Consider the following 22,660-nt stretch of genomic DNA (forward strand, 5'->3'; position numbering starts at 1 on the left):
GCCTCTCAGTGCATGCACTGCTGTGCTGCGGAGCGAATGGACGGGTCGGAGCTGGCGGACGCAAGCCGGCAGTACTTTTGCGCGTCCGCATCGTCTCCGGTCTGGTGAAGGAGCGTTCCCAGACCGAGGTTCGCCTGAGCGAGATTCGGATCACGCTGCAGCGCCGCTCTGTATGCCTGCTCTGATGCCGCATACTGACGGCCGGCAGCGAGCGCATCGCCGAGGTCGCTGAAGGTCAGGGCGTCGCCAGGGTTGAGCGCGATGGCCTGGCGCATCTGATCGGCGGCAGGGCCGTAAGCATTCTTCAGCATCAGCAGCAGACCGTAGCTGTGATGCGAGTCGGCATCTTTCGGATCGGATGCGATGGCTCGCTTCAGATCATATTCGGCGCCGGTGAAGTCCTGATTCCCCATCTGCAGCTTTCCAAGATTGTCATCGGCTTCGGCGAGGCCGGGCTGATAGAGGAGCGCTTCGCGGAAGTAGCCGCCGGCCTTTGCGTCGTCTCCGCGCTGGATGGAGATGAGACCGAGCAGATTGTAGGCCTGCGCGGTTTCAGGATTGATGGCGATGGAGCGCTCAAGCGCGGCCTGTGCCTGATCGAGCATGCCCTGGCGGGCGTATGCATTGCCGAGATCGGCGAGGAGCGCGCTGTCGAAGGGCGGCGTGGACGACACCTGCTGCAGGACTTCCGCGGCGCGCTGATACTTTCCTTCGGTGAAGAGCACCTCGGCAAGCTCTTTCACGATGGGCCGTGAGGCGGGCTTGCGGGATCGAGCCTGCTCCAGCCACTGCTCCGCCTCCGAAGCATTTCCGTCAGCGGCATAAGCGTTGCCGAGCGCGGCGAGAATTTCGGCGGGAGCCGTTTTGTCCTGCCCGATGGCAGTCCGCAGCGCATGGATGTTGTCCGCGTTGCCGGGATTGCTTTCGACCTGAGCGGCGGCCAGGTACAGTGCATTCTTCGGCGTCTTCGGCAGCGAGGAGGGGTAGAAGAGGGCGAGCTTTTCGGCAGGCTGCGCTCCTTCTTCGGGCTCCTGCAGATGCGCCGTGAGATCGCCCTGCGGGCGCTCACGCTGGATGTAGTGGTCGGTCAGCACGATGTTCACCGCGTATTGTCCGCGCCGTTGCGGCATGTGGCAGGAGATGCAGTTCTGCCCGGCAGGCAACGCCACGGTGTGTTTGACCGACTGATGGCAGCTTTCGCAGATTTTTGTATAGCCGGGAATGGCCGCCGGGCCCTGCTTCTCGACATGAGGGTTGTGGCAGGTAAGGCAGGTCATGCCGCTTTTGCGATAGCAGGCGGAAAAGACAAGACGATAGGCGGCGTCGGCGACCTTGAAGTCATTTTTGTGCTGCTCGTTATCGGCGCGGTCGAAGTAGAGCTTGTAGTCGGAGAGCGGCCGGCCGGGAATATAGGAGAAGATGCCGCGATCGTAGCGGCGGCTGACGTTCTCTCCCTGGCTGCCGCTGGTCGAGAGGTGGCACTCCATGCAGACTTCCATCTGCCGCTGGCGGCTGAGACGCGCGGGATTGACGATGGCGCTGCGCACCTGAAGGATCGTCGATTTGTCGGAGCGCGCTGCGTCGACGTGTGCTTTGCCGGGGCCGTGGCAGCGCTGGCAGTCGATGCCTTCGGGGAGAGGCTTTTCAAAGATGGGCTCGCCGCTCTCCAGAATGTCGCGGCTTACGGCGGGGCGGGGATAGGCATCGTGGCAAAAGATGCAGTCGTAGGAGATGGCGCCGTGGAAGTCCTCCTGATCGCGCTGATCGTAGCCGGGGGTCATGGCCCAGTGGCCGCCTTCTTCGGAGTACCAGCTTACGGGCAGCTGAATGATGCGTCCGTCGGCATCGCGATGCAGATAGCTGCGCGCCTGATCTCCGGAGCCGATGACGTAATCGACGCGCTCTTCGAGGACGTTCGCTTCTTTGCCGTCGGGACCGACCTGGTGGCGGCGCTGATAGAACGATCCGTCCCGCTCGACCATGGTGTACCAGGTATCGGAGCGCTGGTTGTACAGCGTGTTTTTGTGCTGGTAATCCTCGATGACTCCGGCAGCGGAGGGACTCTGAATGGATCGCCCCATGCCGGTATGGCTGAAGGTCTGCTCGACATCCTGGTGACAGGAGATGCAGACTGCGGGATCGACATAACTGTTTTCTGCCTCGACGGAAGCGGCGCGACGGTGATGATTCAAGCCCCACAGCACCGCAAGCAGAAGAAGCGCTATGACGGCGGCGACGGGCCACAGCTTTCGCAAATGCGAAGGCGTATTTTCGCCTCTTCCGCCGGCGGGACGGGTGGGTGGACGAGGTTTGTCGCGCTTTTTAGCCATCCCCGATTGAAGTATCAGCCTTTGACGGGGTGCTGCGGGTTCCAGAACGGTTCAGGCGTGGGGATATAGGCGACGGGCACTTCGGGGATGAACGATCTCAGCCAGTCGGCGCAGAGAATCATTCCCCCTTGTTCGGAGAGAACATGCCCCACGACGATGAGCGCCTTCTTCTGCCCCTCGGTGACGCAGTCGCGGGCGAACTCGACGAGCTCCCATTCGCGGGTTTCTCCGCAGATCAGCACGTCGACGTCGGGCCTGGAGATCATCGCGATACCTGGCTCCCTGCCCAGATAGCCCCAGCTGGCCTGAACGTGATGGACGGGCATGCCGGGATCGCCGACGACACGCATGGTTCTCGCATGAAGGCGAGTCTGCATCTCCTGCGCAAATTTTGCAAGCGGCGTGCCGGGAAAGGTGAGGCGTCTGGGGTTGGAGGGGTCGTCGACATTCTTATCCCATCCAAGCTCGTGCGCCATGCCGGCGGCGATTCCATCGGGATGCCGCGCGTGCCAGTGATCGTGGAAGCGGAAGATGGCCATGTTGTGCTTCCGGATGAAATCGAGCTTGTACTGCAGAACAGGATTGCCCTGGATGTCGTCGGTCTTGTCCTGCTGCAGGTAGAAGGGCGTCTCATGACTAACGATCATGTTCTTTCCTTCGGCGGCAGCCCGCTCGATCACATCCTGCGTGGCCATCATGACGGAGGCGATTCCATTGACCGGCGTATTTTCATCGCCCGCGACGATGACATCCACCGTCGTCGCGCGCCACGGAATTCCCACCTGTTTCTGAATCCGTTTGACGACCTCTCCTGCGGTGAGTTTCGGCTGGGGAGTCTGCGCGACGGCGAGCTGAGAGAGAAAGGCGCTTCCTGCCACGACAAACTCACGCCGGGAGAGTGGGCTCATTGACTGCTCCATTGCAGAGGGCAAGGGCTGCGCCTCACGATCTGAGATTGTGCTGCTGCGGGAACTTCATGCTGCTGCTGAGACGCCGGCTTCCCCGAAGGATCGAGGTTGCCGGCGTCCAGAGTACTGCGCTATGGCCGTGTCTTCTGAAGCGATCAGAAGGTCAGGCGGCCGCTGAACTGAATGAGGCGAGGATTGCCGAGTGTGGTGCTCACAATGCCGAAGGTGGAACTGCCCAGCTGCGTATTGGGATCGCCAAACTGTTGCCGGTTGAAGAGATTGAAGAATTCGGTTTTGAATTCGAAGTTCAATCGCTCCGCCAGAGGAATATTTTTGCTGACGGTGAAATCGTAGTTTGCGATTCCGTCGTCGCGCAGCGTGCTGTCAAGACGGCTTTCATTGCCGAACTGCCACTGAGGAGGCGGCGCAAACGCATTCGTATTGAACCACTTGTTCAGGCGCTGCACGGCACCGCCGTTCATCTTTTTCTGAACACCCGCGTTTACGTTCGGCCGCGAGCCGCCACCCTGCGAATCCGTAAGGTTGGTAGCGGTGGTGAGACCGAGAGGGAATCCGGACTGAAGGATGGTGATGCCATTCACCGTCCAGCCGCCGATCACGCGATCCATCACCGGTCCGACATTACTGGCGAAGCGCTTGTTGTGTCCGAAGGGCAGCTCGAGCACATAGCTGATCACTGCGCGGTTGGGCACATCGAAGCTGGCGAGGCTCTGCTCGCCCTTCAGGTTGTTCCAGTCCTGCACGCCGGCTGTGCCGTGGCTTTCAAGCCAGCTGGTGAGCGTATCGGTATTGCTGATGAGCTTGGACCAGGTGTAGGAGCCCTGCAGGACGCCTCCGTTTTTGAATCGCTTCACGATTCTTGTTTCGAGCGCAGACCAGTGCGAACCGCCACGCTGGCCCGCCGTATCCTGGAAGTTCTGGAACTGTGGATACGGACGCAGAAGCTGCCCTCGTGACACAGTTGTCGAAGAGAGCAGACCACTGGCGATGTGGCCGTAAAAGGGATTGGTTACCTGCTGGTCAAGAGCCGACGTCTGAGCAAGGTCCGCATCCGGCAACTGATTCAACTGGACCGTTGAATAGGAGAGATGCGTACCCTTGGAGCCGGCGTAGGCGATGTCAAAGGCCCAGTCGTCGGGCAGCTGCTGCTGGAGCTCGAAGTTCCACTGCTGCGCGTATCCATACGGTTCATTGGGAATCGGCGAGGAGACGCTTTGACCTTCAAAGACACTCAGCTCGGCCGGATTGTGACCAATGGTTGGAACCAGTCCCTGCGGGAAGGGATTGCTGAGAGTAGCCGACGGGATGAGGCTCGATGTGCCGCCGACGGAAGATACCATCGAGGTGGTTGCCGCATTCACCGGCGACTGGAAGGGCGAGATGCTGTAGTTGATCATGTCCGGCGGAATCCAGGAGAGACCGTAGCCGGCGCGGATGGACAGATTGTCGTTCGGAGACCAGGCCGCGTTCACACGAGGAGCAAAGAGCTTGTGATGCCCTGCAAGCTGCGTGCGGTCCGGATAGGCAGAGCTGTTGACCAGCGCGATCTGTCCTTTGAGCGGCAGGCCAACCGCGGCGCCGAGCGGATCGGTCGCATTGGGCTGCAGGATGGTCAGACGATCATGCTTCTCGGTAGAACCCTCCGGCCAGTCCCAGCGAATGCCCGGGGTGATGGTCAGACGGCGATTGACGGCGAAGGTGTCCTGCAGGTAGAGGGCTCCATAATACTGGAGCGAATCGACAGGAGCGACACCCGCGAGGGTACCGGTGGCCGGATACCCGAGGAAGAACGAAGCGAAGGCATATCCTCCCTGAGCTGAGGAGGACAGGTTTGAATTTCTTGCAGCAGTGAATCCTGGATCGAAGCTGAAGCTGCCGCCGGAGCTGGTGCCCTGCTCGAAGTTCCAGTCGTTGCGCCGCACCTCGCCACCGAACTTGAGCGTATGACGTCCGAGGATCTTCGTCATGCTGCCGGAGATCGAATAATCGTTGACGAAGGAGCGGTTGTAGGTGCCGCCAAAGCCGAAGAAGCCGGAGATGGACATGATCGGCGTGACCGGAATGGTCAACTGCGAGGCCAGAGCGGACCAGTTGGGGCCGAACGGAGCCAGAGGATCGCCGAACTGCTCCGGAACAAAACCGTCGGTAGCACGCACATAGGAGACGCGGAAGTCGCCGATGGTGGTGGGGTTGAAGGTATAGGTATCGCCGACGACGAAATCCTGATTGCCGGTGTAGCTGGCCAGGCCACCGTAGTGGGTGCCGAAGGGATCGGCCGGATTGCTGGTGCCGCTCCACCAGGTGTAGCGGGCAAAGAGGCGCTGCTTTTCGCTGGCCGTCCAGTCAATACGAGCGTTGTACTGCCTGGTATTGCCGCCGATGGTTTCATTGGTGGCGAAGTTGTTGATGGTACCGGGCAGATTCGGCAGCCCGTAGTAGGTCATCAACTGCTTTGCTGTAACGTCCAGACGGTCCATCGGAATCTGATTACCCGCGAAGGGCTGGCGAGGGATGGTCTGTCCTGGAGGGCAGGCCGGCGCTCCAGAGACCCCGCAGGTTGTGGTCGGATCGTAGATCTGCGACGAGATTTCGCCGAAGTCGCCGTTCCTCATGCGCTGCGTGGGGACTGTGGTGGTGATGGGGTTGCCTCTGCGGAAGGCAAATCCTTCCCACGAGAAGAAGAAGAAGACTTTCTCGTGTTTGATGGGCCCGCCGATGGTGGCGCCGTACTGGTTCTGCGTGAAGGCCGGCGTGGGCACATGGCCAAGGTCGTTGAAGTAGGTATTCGCGTTCAGGACGCGGTTGCGGATGTACTCATAGGCGCTGCCGTGAAAGGCATCCGTACCGGAGCGCGTCGCCATGTTGACAACACCGCCGGCGAAGCGGCCGAACTCGGCGCTGACCGCGTTGCTGTCCACGCGGAACTCCTGAACCGCGTCCTGCGTGGGGACCAGTGCCGGACTATTGATATAGGTGGTATTGAGCGGCACGCCATCGAGATAAAAGGCGCTCTGGTTGGCCATGCCGCCGCCGATCTGATAGTTGCCGAAGCCGGTGTTGTTGGTCAGCGAGCCGTTGGACTGATTGCCCAGAGGGTTGCCGCTGACTGAGCCCTGCGGGATAACGCCCGGAGCCAGCTCAAGCAGGTTGAGCACGTTGCGTCCGTTGAGCGGCATCTGCTGCACGCGCTGGCCTTCGACAAGCTGGTTCAGAGAGCCGGGCTGCGTTTCGACCATCGGGGCCTGCGAGGTTACGTTCACAGTCTGACTGACATTGCCGACCTGCAGCGGCGCATTGACGCGAACCGCGGCCTGCACGGTAACGGTGATCGAATCCCGCTTGAGGCGAGTGAATCCGGACTTTTGGAAGTCGACGCTGTAGTTGTCCGGCATGAGGTTCACGAACTGATAATTGCCGTTGGAGTCGGACTGCACCTGCTGGGTGGCCGCGGTACCGAGGTTGGTCAGCGTCACGGTCGTTCCGGGAACGGCGGCTCCGCTGGGGTCGGTAACGGTTCCAAGGATGGAGCCAAAGGTGGTTTGGGCGCCTGCGGATGATCCGGCAAGGATAAGTAACAGGACGGAGGTCATGCACAGGAAGAAGTGCAGAACCTTCATAGACCGATCGGGAGCGGTGATCCCGTTTCGGACGGGCGCGGCCGCCTTATCATTTTTCATGTTTGCCTCCCGAATTTGTTTCAGTGATACGGATAATCCGGAAAAATCCTTTTTTTTCAAGTGTTTACTTCCCTGATGAAGAACTGAATTCATGGTTTACTTGCGGTAGCGAATATAGGGATGCGTAACAAGGGGTCACAATGGTACAAATGTTCCAATTTGCAGAATGCGCAACAACTCTTGCGCAAATTGCAATTCGTACATTTATGGACGGCGGCGTAAAAGCAGACGGCAAAATCCTGCCGTCCGCGAGCTGCCGGTAACCTCCGAACCCGATGCATCCAGGAGCCCCTATGCCTTCGGCGAGCCGCGGTGCAGTGATCGCACTTCCCTTCCGGTGGAGCGCGCCGCACATCCTCCTGATGATTGCGGGAGTGCTGCTGATGGCTGCTGCGATTCATTTCGTGCTCGGCCGCCTGCGGTTATGGAGAGACCGGGCGGTTCTTGAAGAGCGCCAGCGTCTGGCTCTGGAGATGCACGACACGCTGGCACAGAGCTTTGCGGGAATCGGCTTTCAGCTGCAGGCGATGCGCGATGAGCTGCGGCTGAGCGAATCGCTTCGCATACAGGCAGACACCGCGCTGGAGATGGTACGGAGAGGTCATGAAGAGGCGAAGCGAAGCATTGCGGCGCTGCGCCCCGGCCTCAGCGGGAGCTCCGGCATGGCCGATGCGCTGCGGCGGGAGGCGGAGAGGCTAAGCAACGGTGGAGCGCTCGCGATCCGTGCCTCGATCGACGGCCAGGCGCGCCATCTGCCGCTGAACGTGGCCGATACGTTTTTCCGCATTGGACAGGAGGCAATCAGCAACTCGATTCGCCACGCCGGGGCCACACGCATGGATATCTCTCTTCACTTCGGGAAAGACGACGTGGCGCTCCTGGTAAAAGACGATGGCTCAGGATTCGAGCTGAACGCGCAGCATCAGGGCTTCGGAATCTGCGGGATGGCGAAGCGCGCCGACAGGATTGGCGCTCTGTTTGCGTTGTCGAGCGGAGCCGGAAAGGGCACGACGGTGACGGTGACCGCACATTTGTCGTCCCGTCCTACTCTTCCGGAGCACGCGCGAAGAGCGGTGAAATATCTTTTGCGAACAGGGATACACACTTCATGAACCATGCACTGGCATCCTCCCCGATTCGACTCGTCATCGTCGACGATCATCCCGTCGTCCGCGCCGGACTCAGCAGCATGCTGAGCAGGCAGGAAGACATGACCCTCGTTGCCGAGTTTGCAGGCGCGAGCCCGATGGTCGATTTTGTGTCGCATGCACCGGTCGATCTTGTGCTTCTCGATCTGCGTATGCCGGGCATGTCCGGCATCGAGGCCATTCGCGCTCTGCGGCAGTCCTCGCCCGGAACGAAGATCGTGGTTCTGTCGAGCTTCGAGTTCGATGAAGAGATCTACCAGGCGGTGGAGGCCGGCGTCAGGGGGTACCTGCTGAAGGATATGTCCGGCGACGACCTGATGCAGGCGATCCGCGAAGTGTACGAGGGCCAATTATGCTTTCCGCGGCGCATTGCCCAGCGCCTGGAAGACAGAAAGCGGCGAGCCAACCTGAGCCCGCGGGAGCGGGAGATTCTGGGCTTTGTGGCCAAGGGATTCACCAACAAAGAGATTGCCGCGGCGCTGCACATCAGCCAGTTCACGGTGCGAAACCACATCAATCATCTGACCTCGAAGCTGGAAGTCAGCGACAGAACGGAAGCGGCGTTCTTTGCGATCCAGACGGGGATACTTATGCTTTCGCACTGACACGTCAGCCTGCGCGAAGAGATTTTGTTTTAAGCGCTGCCCGCCGCAAAATGAAAACGGCCGCCCGAAAGAATCGGACGGCCGTTTTGCTGTTCTCTCTTCAGGAGAGGATGGGCTCAGAAGCTGGCACGTACGTGGAACTGAATCCGGCGCGGCGGCAGCTGGCTTGTGGCCTGTCCGAACAGAGAGCTGGACAGATCGGAGTTAACTGAGGTGAGGTTGGCGCGGTTGAAGATGTTGATGAATTCTCCCTTGCCCTCGAGCTGCAGCTTTTCGCCAAAGAACCACGGCACGTGGAAGAACTTGTCGAGGTTGAAGTCGACATTGTTGTATCCCGGCTGGTCGTAGGTATTGCGGCCGAGATCGCCTTCCGTTCCGAGCGCGGGTACCGGGAATGCGGACGCCGGAAATACTCCCTTGAGGAAGGCTCTTCTGGATTGCCCACCGACATGCGAACCAAAGGTGGGAACATTGGGCACATCGTAGTTCGATCCATCCGCGTTATAGTCGCCGCCGGAATTTCCGATGACCTGACCGGAGGAGTTATAGATCGGATTGAAGGCCGCGCTGGTATATACCGTGAACGGCAATCCGGTCTGCATAATCCACACACCGCCGAACTGCCATCCGCCGAGGGCGTTCCGCTTCCAGCGAGAGCCGTAGTCATTGGGCACGGTCCATGTGCCGTCGACCGAGAACTGCTGGCGGATGTCGAAGTCGGCCCGGCCGCGCTGAGCAGAGAGGTTGCCATTCTGGATGATGTTCTGCGCAGCGCCGCTGGATGGAGTGATCTGGCCACTGTCGAGCGAACCGGACTGGCTGATCACGTCCAGCGCTTTGCCGAAGGTGTAGATACCGCGCAGGGCGACTCCATGATTGAGGCGGCGCTGCAGCATCGCAGTACCGTAGTTGCCAATGGAGTTGCCGTTGGAGGTGGCGTACTGTATCTGGCCGAAGTTCGGATTCAGCCGCGCCAGGGCTCCGTTATTGACGACCAGATCGCCAGCGAAGCGGTTGATGTCCTGATTGAAGACGGGCAGATGACGCGCCGCGGAGGCGGAGTAGTTCAGCTCAGCAACCCAGCCGCCGGGCAGCTCCTGCTGAATGCTGAGCGTCCAGTCGGTGACGGAGGTGAACTTGTAGTTGGGAGAGTAGCCGCCAAGGCTCGCCTTCTGACCGTCGATTCCGCCGCTGGGGTTGAGCACTACGTTGCTGGTGTCGACGACCGGGCAGACTTCAGAGAAGCCCGACGGCGCGCTGCAAAGCTGGAAGTCCGGCGTTTGCCCCTGCTGCACGCTGATGGACGGCGTGTAGAAGTTGGGCAGGTTGCCGGCAGTGATATCAGTGATGTGGATGTACGGCGGCTGATCCGAGAACATGCCGACGCCGCCACGCACCGCGGTGCGGCCGGTGCCGAAGACGTCCCATGAGAAGCCGATGCGGGGTGTAAGTCCCCAGACGTTCTGACCGAGAACATGATTGTTCTTCGCCAGACCGGCGGAGCCACTCGCGATCTGCTCGTCTGTGGTAGCGCCCGATCCGAAGCTGAAGTTTGTCAGCTGCGGGCTCTCGATGGAGAAGAAATTCGCCATCGTGTCATAGCGGACACCGGCATTCAGCGTAAGGCGCGGAATGACCTTCCAGTCATCCTGAACAAATACGCCGGTATACAGCGCGCGATAGCGGCGGTTGTAGGGGGCCTCGGCGTGCGTGAGCAGGCTGACCGGTGTGGAGCTGGCGGAGAATGCCTTGTCCTGGACGAAATCGAGCAGGCTGTTGAAGTTATACGTAGGACGGTCAAACGCGCCGCTCTGCGAGTCGTTTTCGCGGATATTGAACTGCTCGAAGCCGAACTTGAGCGTGTGCGTTTTGATGGTCGCCGTCATCACGTCACGCCAGCCCAGTGTGGACTGCGTGAAATTGCCGGGGCCCCAGTTGGAAAAGCCCTGCAGACCGGTGACGTTGATATAAGGAATGGCCATCGAGTCGGCGGCCAGATTCGAGCCATATGGGCGGATAATGTTCGCACCCACTTCGTTCAGAAGATGCGCGGAGAAGGTATGCGTCCAGTCGACATTGACGAAGTCGGAGCTGTTTGCCTGATTAGCATTCAGCACCGGACGCGGCGTTGCGGCTTCGGTGGTGTCGTAGGTACGAAGACCATCGACATACACGCGGTCGCTCTGATTGATGTAGTAGTCACCGCGAACGCTCCACTGATAGCCGTTCTTGGGCACGGAGTAACTGATGTTGGAGGTGCCGACCACATTCAGATTCGCGGGGAGATTCGCCGGCGGCGCGAAGGCGCCGGGGGTTCCACCGTCAGAGGAGGGCTGCTCATACTGAGCGACTGTTTTGAAGCCGCTGGTCGGGAAGTTGAGTGGTGGAGCAGTGGTCAGAACCTGCGTTGCAACGGTATTCGGCAGATTGGTTTTGGCCCAGTTGTCGAAGTCCTGCGTTTCCACGGTGTAGGAACCCGCGCTGGTGGTGCTGGAGCGGAGCACATCGATAGCGCCGAAGATGAAGAGCTTGTTTTTAATGACTGGACCGCCGAAGGTGCCGCTCACCTCGTTGCGGCTGTAGGCGGGCACGGCGATCGGCTCAAACTCAGTACGGGATTCGAGGTCGTTGTTGCGGAAGTAGTAGTCGATGGTTCCGTGAAAGTCGTTGGTGCCGGACTTGGTGAACACGTCGACCGTGGCGCCGCCGTTTCTTCCCTTCGAGGCATCGAAGTCGTTGGTACGAATGTCGATCGACTGCACGATCTCAGGGTTCGGCGAGATGGAAGTGCCGCCGCCGCGGGATGGCGTATTGGTGTATGCGCCATCGATCTGATATCCGTTCTGCTCCTGGCGCAGACCGGCAGCGTTGATGTTGATCGCGTATTCGTTCGTGTAGTTATCGCCGGAGGTGACCGCGGTTCCCGTCATGCCCGGGGTCAGGGACGCGAGGCCGTAGACGTTCTGGTCAGGCAGCGGCGTCTGCTGTACGGTCTCCGATCCGATGACCGATCCGGTCGTGGGAGTGACCAGGTCGAGCGCGACCTGGGAGGCGCTTACCGTGACGCTGGTGGTCGCCTCGCCGACTTCGAGAGCCGGCGTGATGGTGCGAATCTCTCCCACCTGGAGCGCCAGGTCCTTCTGGTCCCAGGCTTTGAAGCCGTTCGCCTCAATGTGAACGGTATAGGTGGAGGCGGCGATGCTGTCGATGCGGAAGTAGCCGGCCTGATTGGTTGTGATGGTTCGCGATACGCCGATCTGAGTATTCGTGACGGTTACTTTGGCGCCGGGGATGGCCGCACCCGACGGGTCCTGCACGGTGCCTTCAATACCACTCAGAAACTGAGCGAACGCAGATGATGCTCCAAGCCCTGCGAGAAACAACAGGACTAATGCTGTTCGTGTCACCCACCTCATTCTTGCTGTCTCCTGGCAAACGTTTTCCAACTTTTGCGTAATCGTTTTCTATGTAGTCGATGTAACCGCTATCCTCTGTGTTTACGGGACTTGCGGAATGCATACAGCGAGGCATAGTCACTATATGCACCCCCGGTTGCGAGTGTCAACGAATATTCACCTGTAACGGTCTAGCTAATCGTTTTAGCTGGCGCTGTTTACACGCGGAAGCATACAGAGGGCATGCCGGTGGACGGGATCATCCGGCGCCATTCTGCCACGAAAGATGTGCGTTTTCCCAGGCATTGCGGGCAGGTGATTCTGTGCTTCCGCTGCGGGCACGATCGCGGATCGCAGCATGCCGTGCTTTTTAGTCCCGCCGCCCCGGCGCAGCGGAGGCTGCACCGGCAGCGAGGGCATGCGGCGAGGCTTATACGTGCTCGCCGGGATTGAACTGACCGGCCAGAAGCTCTTCGCGAACATTCTTCAGAACGGCCAGAGAGCGCGTTACGCCGACTTCTCCGCTCAGCAGATGATCTTCGTTTTCGATGCTGAGCATACCGTCGTAGCCCACTTCCATGTAGGCCGCGATCACATCTTTCCAGAGGCTGGCACCGTGGCCGTAGCCTACGGCGCGGAAGAACTCCGACCCCTGCTGATCGTGCGCGGAGGAGGCGAAGTTCAGAACGCCGAAGCGGTCCACATTCTCCTGGAAGAAGGCCGTGTCCTTCATGTGAGCGTGATAGATGGCGCCCTGTTTGCCGAGGAAGCGGATGACTTCCACGGGATTGCACTGCTGCCAGAAGAGATGGCTGAGATCGCAGTTGGCGCCGATCTCTTCTCCCACGGCCTCGCGCAGGCGCAGCAGCGTGCGCGGATTGTAGACCACAAAATTCGGGTGCATCTCGAGCGCGATGCGGCGCACGCCATGATCGCGCGCGAACTTCACCGTCTCCTGCCAGTAGGGGATGACGCGCTCCTTCCACTGCCATGCGAGCGCCTGGCTGTGATCGGGCGGCCAGCCGTAGACAACCCATGTGGGCGTGATGTCGGTGGGTGATCCGCCGGGGCAGCCGGAGAAGCCGACGACGGTGGGAATCTCAAGCATGCCTGCAAGCTGGATGGCCTGGCGAAACTGCAGCGCGAAGGCCGCGCCTTTTACCGGGTCGGGATGGAGCGCATTGGCGTGGCAGCTGATCGTCATGATCGGAATGCCGCGGTCGTCGAATTTTTTCTTCCACGCGCGCGCCTTCGCGGGATCGGCGAGCAGCTCGGGAACGGGACACTGCGGCGTGCCGGTATAACCGCCGGCGCCGATCTCTGCCGCTTCCGCGCCGAGGCTCACATATTTATCGAGCATTGCATCGAGCGACAGCGAGCGAAAGGGCGGATTGAAAACACCTATCGGCAATTTTTTGATGACGGGCCGGGGAGAGGTTTCGCTCTGCGCCTCGCGTGTTTGCCATGCTCCGGCGATGCGTGGCGCGGCTGCGATGGCTGCTCCGGCTGAGAGCGAACTGCCCAGAAATTTTCTGCGATTCATCCGTACTGCCTCCGGGGCGAATGCTAACACACGAAATCCTGCCCTCTGCCCGGCAGAACGCCGTTTTTGGTAATCCTTTACTCGTCGGGTATAATTCGCCTCCGATTGCAAAATGCGCCGCAGCAGCACTGCTTCGGCATGCGGCATTACGCCGGAAAGAGCCGGCGAACAACTCACAATCACCAGCCGGATTTCATCAGGAAATGAGGTTGTAACTCGTGACAACGATGCTCAATCGCCGCAGTTTTATCATCGCAGGCGGACTTACTGCCCTGGCCTCAACGAGAGTACTGGGAGCGAATAACACGATTCGTGTTGGAGTGATTGGAGCCGGCGGGCGAATGAACAGCCTGCTGAATGCGGCCGATAAAGCGGGCCCTTTTCAGATTGTCGCAGTGAGCGACGTGTATGCGCCGCACCGCGATGCAGTGAAGGAGCGCTCAGGCGGCACGGCGACGACGCATCTGGATTACCGCGAGGTGCTGGGCCAGGATATCGATGCGGTGTTCATTGCCGCGCCGGATCACTGGCATGTCCGGATGGCGGTGGACGCGCTGGCCGCGGGCAAAGATGTGTATCTGGAAAAACCGGTGACGCACACTATCGAAGAAGGCGCGACGCTCACGCATGCGGTGCGCTCCGGAAAGCAGGTTTTGCAGTGCGGCATGCAGCAGCGCAGCTGGACGCACTTTCGCGATGCGGTCGATCTGGTGCAGGGCGGGAGCCTGGGCCGCGTAACCCAGGTGAGAACGTACTGGTGGCAGAACTACAGCCTGAACTGGGTGCCGAAGCCCATCGATGTGCAGCAGCTTGACTGGAAGCAGTGGCTGGGCTCGGCTCCGGACCAGCCGTTCAGCGAAGAGAAATACAATCACTGGCGGTGGTTCTGGAACTTCGGCGGCGGCGCGATGACGGATCTGTTCGCTCACTGGATCGACGTGGTGCACTGGGCGATGAAATCGGATCAGGCGCGCGAGGCGCAGATGCTGGGCGACCGGTACATCTTCGAGCAGTGGGACTGCCCGGACACGATTCAGGCGGCGTTTCGCTATCCGGGGTTCGATGTGGTCTACGAAGGGATGATGAGCTCATCGATTGACGACGGCGGTCTGGAGTTTCGCGGGACCGATGCAACTCTGAAGATCGACCGCAGCGGCTTTAAGGTGTATCGCGAAGGAGTGAAGGATAATCCGGTCGTCGAGGCGCACAGCTATCGCGACGGAACGATCACGCACATGGAGAATTTTTTCGAGTGCATCCGGTCACGCAAGGACCCGAATGCTCCTGTTGAGGCTGGAGTGGCCTGCGCGCGGGCCGGCCAGCTTGGCAATCTGGCGTATCACCACAACGGCCGCGTGACGTGGCCGCTGAAGACCTAGGCGTAATACACAGCCGCGCTGTCTTCTGCGAATGGCGGCGGCGCGGCCACCCTGTACGGAGGGTACTTTACTGAGCGGGTGCGGTCTTCTGCTCGACCAGCTTATAGCGGTTCCGCTCGATCTCTTTATGCAGCGATGACTGCTGCAGAGCGGAGAGGCGCTTAACGAGCGTCTGTACCTCTTCCTTCTGCGAGCCGTTTGCGGAGCGGCGCAGCGCGATGAGCAGATGATAGATTGCGCTTTCATCGGATGGATCGAACTGGAGAGTCTGGCGGCACTCTGTTATTGCCTGGTCATAGTTGCCGGCGTTCATGTAGAGGCTGGCCAGCAAGTCTCTTGCTTCGATGAAATCGGGCTTCAGCTTTACAGCCTGCCGGGCGGACTGAATCGCTTCCGCCGAAGTGGCGGCGGTGGCTCCCGGGCCTTCCGTATCGAGCAGCCTTGCGAGCACATAGTGCAGCCAGGGGCTTTCAGGATGCGCCTTCAGCTGAGCGCGTATCCGCAGCAGCGCCTTACTCCCTTTGTTCTGCTGCATCTCGGCCAGATCGATGGCGTAGGCGCTGAGGCTCTGCGCGGAATCGAGCTGCTCCGCCGTGTTGAAGTCGGCCTCGGCTTTCTCATACTGCGCAATCTGCGCATAAAGCAGCCCGCGCGAGATATATAAGGACGAGTTTCCATGAATCCGCTGAAGACCGATGTTCAGCATGTCGATTCCAACCTGCCAGGAGCTGTGGCTGAGGCAGAGCGAGGCGAAGTTCAGGTAGTCATTCGGATTGGCGGGATCGAGGACGATGGCCTGCCGCAACAACTGGACAGCCTTCGGCGTATTGCCGGCCGCCTCATACGCTTCAGAAGCCAGGCTCAGAATGTCGGGGTCCGAGGGGCTGGAGGCGAGCAGCGGCTCGATGATTTGCACGGCTGCGTCGTTCTGCTTTGTTTCCACCAGCAGGATGGCGAGGTCGTACTTCGGCCAGGTCTGGCCGGGGAGAAGCGCAGAGAGCTTTTGAAATACGCCGACAGCGGTATCGGTCTGTCCTGTCTTTACGAGGCAGTCGCCATAAGCTCCCAGTGAATCAGGATGCGCTTCGACGGCTCCGGCGCTGAGACGGAACTGCTCGACGGCAGCTTTGCAGTTCCCCTGCTTTCTTTCAAGGCTGCCCAGCATTTCATGCGCTGTTTTATCTTCGGGGTCAGTCTTCAGGATCTTTTCGAGCAGAGGGATGGCGCGCGTGTCCTGCGCTGCATACAGGAGCTGCACCTCGCCCCTTAAGGCCGCGGGATACTCGGGAGAGATCTTCAGCGCGTGGCCGAAGGCATCGAGCGCTGACGGACGATTGCCTTCCATCGAAAAGACGATTCCTTCCAGGGTCCAGAGGCGGAAGTCTCCGGGCTGTGCGCGCAGTCCGGAGCGTATCTGCTGCAGGGCCGGCTCGTATTGTTGCGAGCGAATCAGCGATTCGATGGATGCGATGGACGTTCCGCTGTTTTGTCCGTAGACGGCCAGAGAGGCGATGGACAGAAAAAGAATGATACTGCTGGAACGAAACATCGAGTGGCCGATCCTCCGGGCGATACCTTCCGAACAGTGTAACCGCTCGGCAATGGAGACCTGATCTGCCGGTGCAGACGAAGGACAGGTTGGTCGGATGATTCAGAAGACGGCCTGCGATGTGCTGACGACTGCGTTATGTCGTCCTGCCGATTGCGCAACGGCGGCCAGTGAAGAGCTGACCGCCGTTGTTTTTTATGCCGGGAACGACATGAGGGAATGGTTCAGCGCTCGAGCCAGACCACGGTGCCGCGCTGCACAGCAGGCAGCGTGAAGCGCACATCGTCACCCTGTTTCCGGCCGGTAATTTCGCTCTCGCTTCCCATAAAGGGCAGGACGTGCATCTTTGTTCCGAGGCTCGACGGAACGAGGACGCTTACCTCTGTCTGCGGAGTCGGGGTTGCGTTAACGCCCGCCTGCAGGCCGGTGAAGTTGGCGAAGTAGACATACGTTTTGTTATTGACACGGGCGACATGCCCCACCACGGTGCGAGGAGCTTCGATGCTGATGTCGAAGTGATTGTCGATGGCCTTCTGCAGCGCAGATGATGCATCGGCAGGGCGCTCGCCATCGAAGTGGCTGCTTGCCGCGTCGAGATAGGCACGCTCGGGGCTGTCAGGCAGACGGATCGCTCCGGCAATATCCTGCAGCTTTTCGTCGGGCTTTCCGGTCAGGACCAGTCGGCCGCTCTGTGCGAAGGTATGGAACGCTGCCGATTCTTCATCGCTTATGAAGCGGACATCGGGCAGGACAAGAGTGGGGCCGTGGAATGACGACAGGGTGCGAGGTGTGACGATCTGAAACTGGATATGGTTTTCCAGCAGATACAGAATGACACCCCGATAGGCGGCAACGAAATCCTTCGGACCGTAGTTGCGTGTCGTGTCAGAAAAATAGACGCCGACATTGCCGAGCGGCGTGCGCGTATCGAAGAAGGTATGGTCGTGCGCGGCGATCCAGTGGAAGATCTCGCGGCGTGTCGGCGGATCGTTCGAGCCGGACATGACATGGCCCTTCGCATCCCAGAAATTCGCGCCCGCCATCAGCTCGGACATGGCGAGATTGAGCATGGCATCGTGCGGCTGAACGTGCGGCGCGCCATCCCATGAGTAGTTCAGAATCCATGTGGAACGATCACCGGCGAAGGCGCGGAAGCTGCGGATGCCCGCCTGATACATCATCCAGTCAAAGGGCGTGCGCGATGCCGCGGTGTGGTCTTCCCCTTCGCCGAACTCGTATTCGTGAGCGATGGCGTCTACATGAGCATAGAGCTGATAGACGTCAGAGCCGACGCGCGGAGCCGACTCCTCGATGCCGGGAAAGATCTCCGGGATGATGGAGATGTTGGGATTGACCTGCGTGGCGTTGGCGCGAATCTCGATGAGGAAGTCGGTGATGGTGCGGATGCGGAAGTCGACCCATTTGCGAAAGGCGGGATCGCTGAAGTCTCCGAGATGCACGTCATGCCTTGCATCGAGGCCGGTCTCGCGGCGGAAGGCTGCGACGGTCGCGTCGTCGAAGCTGGCCCAGCTGTCTTCCCATCCGGTGAAGTGCGTCATCCAGTAAGGAATGTCGATATAGATTCCATCGATGCCGGTAGCGGCGATCTGCCGGATGCGCTGCATGTAGAGTTTGCGCCAGTCGGGAGCGTATGGGCTTACCCAGACATCTTCCTCGCCCTTTCTGATCCAGAAGGCGGCTTTGTTGCCGAAGACAGCGGGCTGGCCGTCGATCTTTCGCTGCAGCCAGTCGGGATGCTCCTTCGCAACGGTATGCGGGCCATCTCCATTAGCCGTAATGCACTCGGTGCCGGCGATGTAGACATAGGCTTTGTTGTGGTGCGCGTGCGCGGCGGCGGCGGCGCGGCGTATGGCCTCAAGCTTCTCTTCGGGATGGATCAGGCTTTCATAGCGGCCGGGGATGTCATTGTCGACCTCGATGCCGTAGACGCCATCGGCTTCGGCCTGACTGACGATGGTATCCGCGTTCTGCGGCGTGAGCGACCATGCAGCAATGCGAACATGCTGCAGCCATGCCCGCCCCGGGCCGCCGAATGTCTGCTCGGCGGAGGGTGTGGAGGATGTGGATGCGGGCGCGGTCTGACCAGACAGACCACACGCTGAAAAAAGGCAGACGGCTCCTGTGATCCAGAAAACTAAACGTTTCATCGTGAACTCTCGCTATGTGCAGACGGTGAGTGACCGTCCGGATCAGAACTGATACCGCACACCGAACTGCGTATGGCGCGGCGTATAGCCTGCGGCGGTGGAGCTTACAATGCCGAAGGCCGAGTCTTCATAGTCGTACGCCGGAAAGGCAAAGCGCGGCGTATTGGTGAAGTTGAAGAAGTCCGCGTGAATCTCAAGATTGCTCTCGCGGGGAAGCGAAATGCTCTTCATGAACGAGACATCGAAGTTATGGATGCTGTCGGCGCGGATATTACTGAAGTAGCGCGGGGCGTTGCCGGGCTGCTGATCGCCGGGATCGGCGAAGCAGTTCTGATTGAGATATGGCTGATCGGTAAAGGCGGCGCGGTGCACGCTGATGCCGGTAAGCACCTGAGAGCAGACGACGTCGGGCCGCTGGTTACCGTCGGCAATACGCGGACTCGACATGCTGATCGGCATAGGCTGGCCCGTCTGATACGTAAAGAGCGTGGAACCCTGCCATCCGCCGGCGATCGTATCGAGCCAGCGGCTCATGTTGCTGCCGATCAGACGGCCGCGGCCGACAGGCAGCTGCGTGACAACAGCTCCGGCCAGCCGATTGGTCGCATCGTTCGCACTTACCGACCACTCGGCCTTCAGATTGTCGAGCTCCTGCGGATTGCCGCTGTCAAGGTTTCCGACGAAGGCATTGAAGCCGGTGGAGGAGTTATCCTCGGCCTTCGACCAGGTGTAGTTGCCTTCGAAGGAGAGATAGCTGCCGGCACGCTTCTGGAAACGGACCTGCAGCGAGTTATACCAGGTCTGCGCAGCAAGCTTCGGCAATCCCTGGAAGGACCCGTCGAACTGCGGATAGGGACGCAGAAGGTTAATCTGCGGAATCTGGTCGTCGCCATAGCGGGATTCAGGCTCGTTAAAGATGGCTGACGTTCCGCTGAAGTACGGCTGAAACGGGTTGGTGACGAGATTGGCGAGCTCATCGCTCGTGTACTGACGGCGCACCGAGGAGGCAATGAAGTTACGATTGCTGGTGCTGGAGTAACCGCCCCACGGAAGATGCGTGCTGCGGCTGGCCGAGTAATCGATTCCAATAACGATCTTTCCTGGAAAGGCCTGCTGAACGCCGAGATTCCACTGATAGATTTCAGCGTTGCGCGCCTTTTCGTAATCGAGATTGTTGCCGTTACCAAGCCCCCACTCAGCGAGCTTGCCGTACTTTGTTCCCTGTGGATCTTCAATGCCGGCGGGGAATGGATTTTCGAGCGTGGCGTAGCGGGTCACATAGTTGTTTTTGGTGAAGAAGACCGATGGGCTGCTGCTGAAGGCAGGACCAGGATACTGATAGTTGGTCGCTACGTTCATGCCGTAGTAGATTCCGGCGCCGCCACGAACTACCGTCTTCTCACTGACGGCGTAAGCGAAGCCGAAGCGCGGCGCGATGTTGTTGCGATCGACCGGAATATTGCGCTGCGAATTCGACGCGAAGACCGTAGACCCGAGAATGGGGCCGAGTGTGGGCACGGACATGCCTGACTGCGCGGTGAAATCGCTGAACTGTTCCAGATTGTGGCGTTCGGTGTAGGGCGTGCTCCACTCGTAGCGGAGACCGAGATTCAGCGTGAGCTTTTCGGTGATCTTCCAGTCGTCCTGCACATAAAAAGCGGTCTCGCGGGAGAGGTCGGCAACGGCGCGGCTTACGTTGATTCCGCCGGTGTCTCCGTAGCCGATGAGGATGTTTGCGAAGGAGTTTCCCTGTGTGCCGTTGTCTGTGTCGTAGGGCGTGCCCGCGGTCACCAGCGGGTCGAAGCTGAAGTATCCGGTGGGGTAGTTTGGCTGGAAGAAGTTGTTATAGAAAAGGCGCTGCTCGCCGCCGAATTTGATGCTGTGCTTTCCGGGCGTCCAGGTGAAGGACGAGGAGTAATTCAGCAGAGTATGAGCAAATTTCGTGTCGACGCAACACTGGCTGAAGAGCGGCGTGAAGCGGGAGTAGTCACCGTTTGAATTCGGCAGAATCGCGGGCATGCGCGAGATGCCGTTCTGATCGAGAGAAGAGGGGAAGCCAAAGGATGTGGGGTCGGGAGTCTTGGAGAAGGACGGTGACGCCACACGGTCGATGCCGAAGTGGCTTACCCACAGAGTATTCGGCGTCGGCGTAAAGGTGTACTCGAGGCCGTCGTTGTAGACATCCGTGGTGTAGAAGTCACCGTCGTTAAAGATGTCGTCGAAGAACAGAGACGGCGTGGAGCCATTGTTGTGCAGATAGCTGTAGCGTGCATTGATGCGCGAGCGGCTGCTGAAGTTCTGATCGAGCTTGGCATCGAACTGGATGTTATTGCCTCCCGACAGAATCACATTGCGGTAGTTATTTGTACCGATGCCCGGATCTCCCGGCAGGTCCGCTTTCGGGTAATAGTTGAGAATCTGTTGTCCGACAGGGTCGATTTCACCCTGTGGAATGGTGTTGTTGGCATAAGCGGGACGGCTGCCGTCGGGCTGCGTGAAGAACGGATCGAAGATCTGGTTCTGAACCAGATTGCCGTTGACATCGTAGGACATCGTATTGGAGAAGTCGCCCGTGCGCTCGGCAGCCGTAGGCACGGTCGCAGTAATGTTGACGGGGCTGCGGTCGCGGGTGATCTCCATATCCACGAAGAAGAAGGTGCGGTCTTTGCGGACGGGCCCGCCGAGCGAAAAGCCGTACTGATCGTGCTGGTGATCGGGCACGGGGCCTGAGTTGAAGAAGTCGCGCGCGTCGAAGACGGAGCGCTGGCCGTACCACCATGCACTGCCGTGAAGCGTGTTCGTGCCGGACTTCATCACCGTGTTCACGATCGTGCCGCCGTTGTTGCCGTACTCGGCCGAGAAGCTGTTGTTCTCAACCTTGAACTCCTGGAGCGCTTCCACCGAGGGCTGGTAGTAGACGTTCGATGTGCCGCCTTCGCCCTGTTCCGGAGCGCTGGTGAGATTGCCGTCGAGGCGAATCTCCGCGGTCGCGTTGCGCTGTCCGTTGGAGACGAAGTTGGTACCGGCGGGATAGGAATCGGCGACGCCGGAGCCTGTGGTCTCCGTTACGCCGCCGGCCAGAAAGGTAAGGCCGAAGGAGTCGCGGCCGACGAGAGGAATCTGCACCAGATATTTGCTGCCCACATCGGTGCCGAGGGTCGCGTCTTCTGAGTCGAGCAGCACAGGGACGGTGCTGACGGTGACGCTCTCGGTAACGGTGGCCGGACGAAGCGTGACATTGAGCGTGGCCTGCTGATTGACCGTGAGCGTGATGTTGTCCTGCTCGACGGGGCCGAAGCCATCCGCTTCAATCAACATTTTGTAGGTGGCCGGCGGCAGCGCGCGAAAGGAGTAGCCGCCTTTGGCATCACTGACCGCATTATGCGCAACGTTCGTGGCGACATCGGTCAGGGTGAGGCGCGCACGCGGTATCAGTGCTCCGGCACTGTCGCTGACGTTGCCGCGCAGCACTCCCTCATTTATGGACTGAGCAAAAACGGGTGAAATTAACGCAAGCATGGCGACGGCCGCCAGCAGAAATCTGGTCCATCCGGGTATTCGCATTCAGGGCCTCCAAAGCGAATTGCACTTATGTTACGAATTAATATTTTTTCTATTTATTTATTTCGCAGTGGGCTGTTTATATTGCCCGGAAAAGGGGCTGTCAAGCGGGAAATGGAAGGAATGAATCAGATTTTTGCGCTGTCTCGCAAGCCGGGACCAGCAGGAGCCGGAGGGGGCCGCGCAATGCCACAGGGCTGTGTTTCGCGGTGTTTTCAGGTATGGAGGTAAACCGGACTACCGAGCCCGGAGATGGGCCGGAGAGCAGCAGATGCACGCGACATGTGTTGCTTTGCAGCGTCTGCTTACGATATGAATGCTTTACCGGCAGGGAGCTTTCAGAAACGTGCCAAAGCTTTCAGAAACGTGCTGGCGG

The 22,660-nt window shown here is 59.7% G+C and carries 11 protein-coding genes; 3 read left to right on the forward strand and 8 right to left on the reverse strand.

The features are described 5' to 3' along the window. Positions 1-5: 5 nt before the first annotated feature. The 3 genes from D0Y96_RS03500 to D0Y96_RS03510 all read right to left on the reverse strand — a co-directional run bounded on the left by D0Y96_RS03500 (position 6) and on the right by D0Y96_RS03510 (position 6,936). The gene (locus D0Y96_RS03500) at positions 6-2,330 is read right to left on the reverse strand and encodes a tetratricopeptide repeat protein (protein ID WP_117297916.1); all 2,325 of its coding nucleotides are present in this window, start codon (positions 2,328-2,330) and stop codon (positions 6-8) included. A 14-nt stretch (positions 2,331-2,344) separates the two neighbouring features. Next, positions 2,345-3,238 carry a Nif3-like dinuclear metal center hexameric protein gene (locus D0Y96_RS03505; RefSeq protein ID WP_117297917.1) on the reverse strand — a complete coding sequence of 298 codons (894 nt, stop codon included), beginning with the start codon at positions 3,236-3,238 and terminating at the stop codon, positions 2,345-2,347. A 155-nt stretch (positions 3,239-3,393) separates the two neighbouring features. After that, positions 3,394-6,936: a TonB-dependent receptor domain-containing protein gene (locus tag D0Y96_RS03510; protein WP_158562154.1), complete on the reverse strand. Its 3,543-nt coding sequence runs from the start codon at positions 6,934-6,936 to the stop codon at positions 3,394-3,396. Between the two features lie 293 nt (positions 6,937-7,229). On the opposite strand from D0Y96_RS03510, the gene D0Y96_RS03515 reads away from it, so the two are divergent. Together D0Y96_RS03515 and D0Y96_RS03520 are read left to right on the forward strand one after the other, a co-directional pair. Beyond that, positions 7,230-8,048, forward strand: coding sequence for a sensor histidine kinase (locus tag D0Y96_RS03515; protein WP_158562155.1), 819 nt, complete (start codon positions 7,230-7,232; stop codon positions 8,046-8,048). After that, positions 8,045-8,689, forward strand: coding sequence for a response regulator (locus D0Y96_RS03520; RefSeq protein WP_117297920.1), 645 nt, complete (start codon positions 8,045-8,047; stop codon positions 8,687-8,689). The genes D0Y96_RS03515 and D0Y96_RS03520 overlap by 4 nt, the downstream gene beginning before the upstream one ends. Before the next feature lie 116 nt (positions 8,690-8,805). On the opposite strand, the gene D0Y96_RS03525 is transcribed toward D0Y96_RS03520, so the two are convergent. Both D0Y96_RS03525 and D0Y96_RS03530 read right to left on the reverse strand, forming a co-directional pair. Next, positions 8,806-12,105, reverse strand: a complete 3,300-nt coding sequence (locus D0Y96_RS03525) for a TonB-dependent receptor (RefSeq protein ID WP_117297921.1) — start codon at positions 12,103-12,105, stop codon at positions 8,806-8,808. Between the two features lie 409 nt (positions 12,106-12,514). After that, a complete protein-coding gene (locus tag D0Y96_RS03530) occupies positions 12,515-13,627 on the reverse strand; it encodes a sugar phosphate isomerase/epimerase family protein (RefSeq protein ID WP_199480161.1) in 1,113 nt (370 codons plus the stop codon). A 227-nt stretch (positions 13,628-13,854) separates the two neighbouring features. Here D0Y96_RS03530 and D0Y96_RS03535 point away from each other — a divergent pair, with 227 nt between their 5' ends. Beyond that, complete coding sequence (locus D0Y96_RS03535) at positions 13,855-15,006, forward strand: Gfo/Idh/MocA family protein (protein WP_117297923.1); 1,152 nt, start codon at positions 13,855-13,857, stop codon at positions 15,004-15,006. 67 nt (positions 15,007-15,073) lie between these two features. Here the strand turns inward: D0Y96_RS03535 and D0Y96_RS03540 are convergent, their stop codons facing one another. The 3 genes from D0Y96_RS03540 to D0Y96_RS03550 form a co-directional block, all read right to left on the reverse strand. After that, complete coding sequence (locus tag D0Y96_RS03540) at positions 15,074-16,555, reverse strand: tetratricopeptide repeat protein (protein ID WP_117297924.1); 1,482 nt, start codon at positions 16,553-16,555, stop codon at positions 15,074-15,076. Positions 16,556-16,779: 224 nt separating this feature from the next. Beyond that, on the reverse strand, positions 16,780-18,723 hold the full coding sequence (locus D0Y96_RS03545; RefSeq protein ID WP_199480162.1) for a glycoside hydrolase family protein: 1,944 nt from the start codon (positions 18,721-18,723) through the stop codon (positions 16,780-16,782). A gap of 42 nt (positions 18,724-18,765) precedes the next feature. Then, positions 18,766-22,287, reverse strand: a complete 3,522-nt coding sequence (locus D0Y96_RS03550; protein WP_252263403.1) for a TonB-dependent receptor — start codon at positions 22,285-22,287, stop codon at positions 18,766-18,768. Between the last annotated feature and the right edge of the window lie 373 nt (positions 22,288-22,660).

Source organism: Paracidobacterium acidisoli (assembly GCF_003428625.2).
In the GTDB taxonomy this organism is placed as follows: Bacteria; Acidobacteriota; Terriglobia; order Terriglobales; family Acidobacteriaceae; genus Paracidobacterium; species Paracidobacterium acidisoli.

Bases quoted from the DNA above. Each gene is read 5' to 3' on its own strand.
- D0Y96_RS03500 (WP_117297916.1), bottom strand. From the start codon at position 2,330: ATGGCTAAAAAGCGCGACAAACCTCGTCCACCCACCCGTCCCGCCGGC.
- D0Y96_RS03505 (WP_117297917.1), bottom strand. From the start codon at position 3,238: ATGAGCCCACTCTCCCGGCGTGAGTTTGTCGTGGCAGGAAGCGCCTTT.
- D0Y96_RS03510 (WP_158562154.1), bottom strand. From the start codon at position 6,936: ATGAAAAATGATAAGGCGGCCGCGCCCGTCCGAAACGGGATCACCGCT.
- D0Y96_RS03515 (WP_158562155.1), top strand. From the start codon at position 7,230: ATGCCTTCGGCGAGCCGCGGTGCAGTGATCGCACTTCCCTTCCGGTGG.
- D0Y96_RS03520 (WP_117297920.1), top strand. From the start codon at position 8,045: ATGAACCATGCACTGGCATCCTCCCCGATTCGACTCGTCATCGTCGAC.
- D0Y96_RS03525 (WP_117297921.1), bottom strand. From the start codon at position 12,105: ATGAGGTGGGTGACACGAACAGCATTAGTCCTGTTGTTTCTCGCAGGG.
- D0Y96_RS03530 (WP_199480161.1), bottom strand. From the start codon at position 13,627: ATGAATCGCAGAAAATTTCTGGGCAGTTCGCTCTCAGCCGGAGCAGCC.
- D0Y96_RS03535 (WP_117297923.1), top strand. From the start codon at position 13,855: ATGCTCAATCGCCGCAGTTTTATCATCGCAGGCGGACTTACTGCCCTG.
- D0Y96_RS03540 (WP_117297924.1), bottom strand. From the start codon at position 16,555: ATGTTTCGTTCCAGCAGTATCATTCTTTTTCTGTCCATCGCCTCTCTG.
- D0Y96_RS03545 (WP_199480162.1), bottom strand. From the start codon at position 18,723: ATGAAACGTTTAGTTTTCTGGATCACAGGAGCCGTCTGCCTTTTTTCA.
- D0Y96_RS03550 (WP_252263403.1), bottom strand. From the start codon at position 22,287: ATGCGAATACCCGGATGGACCAGATTTCTGCTGGCGGCCGTCGCCATG.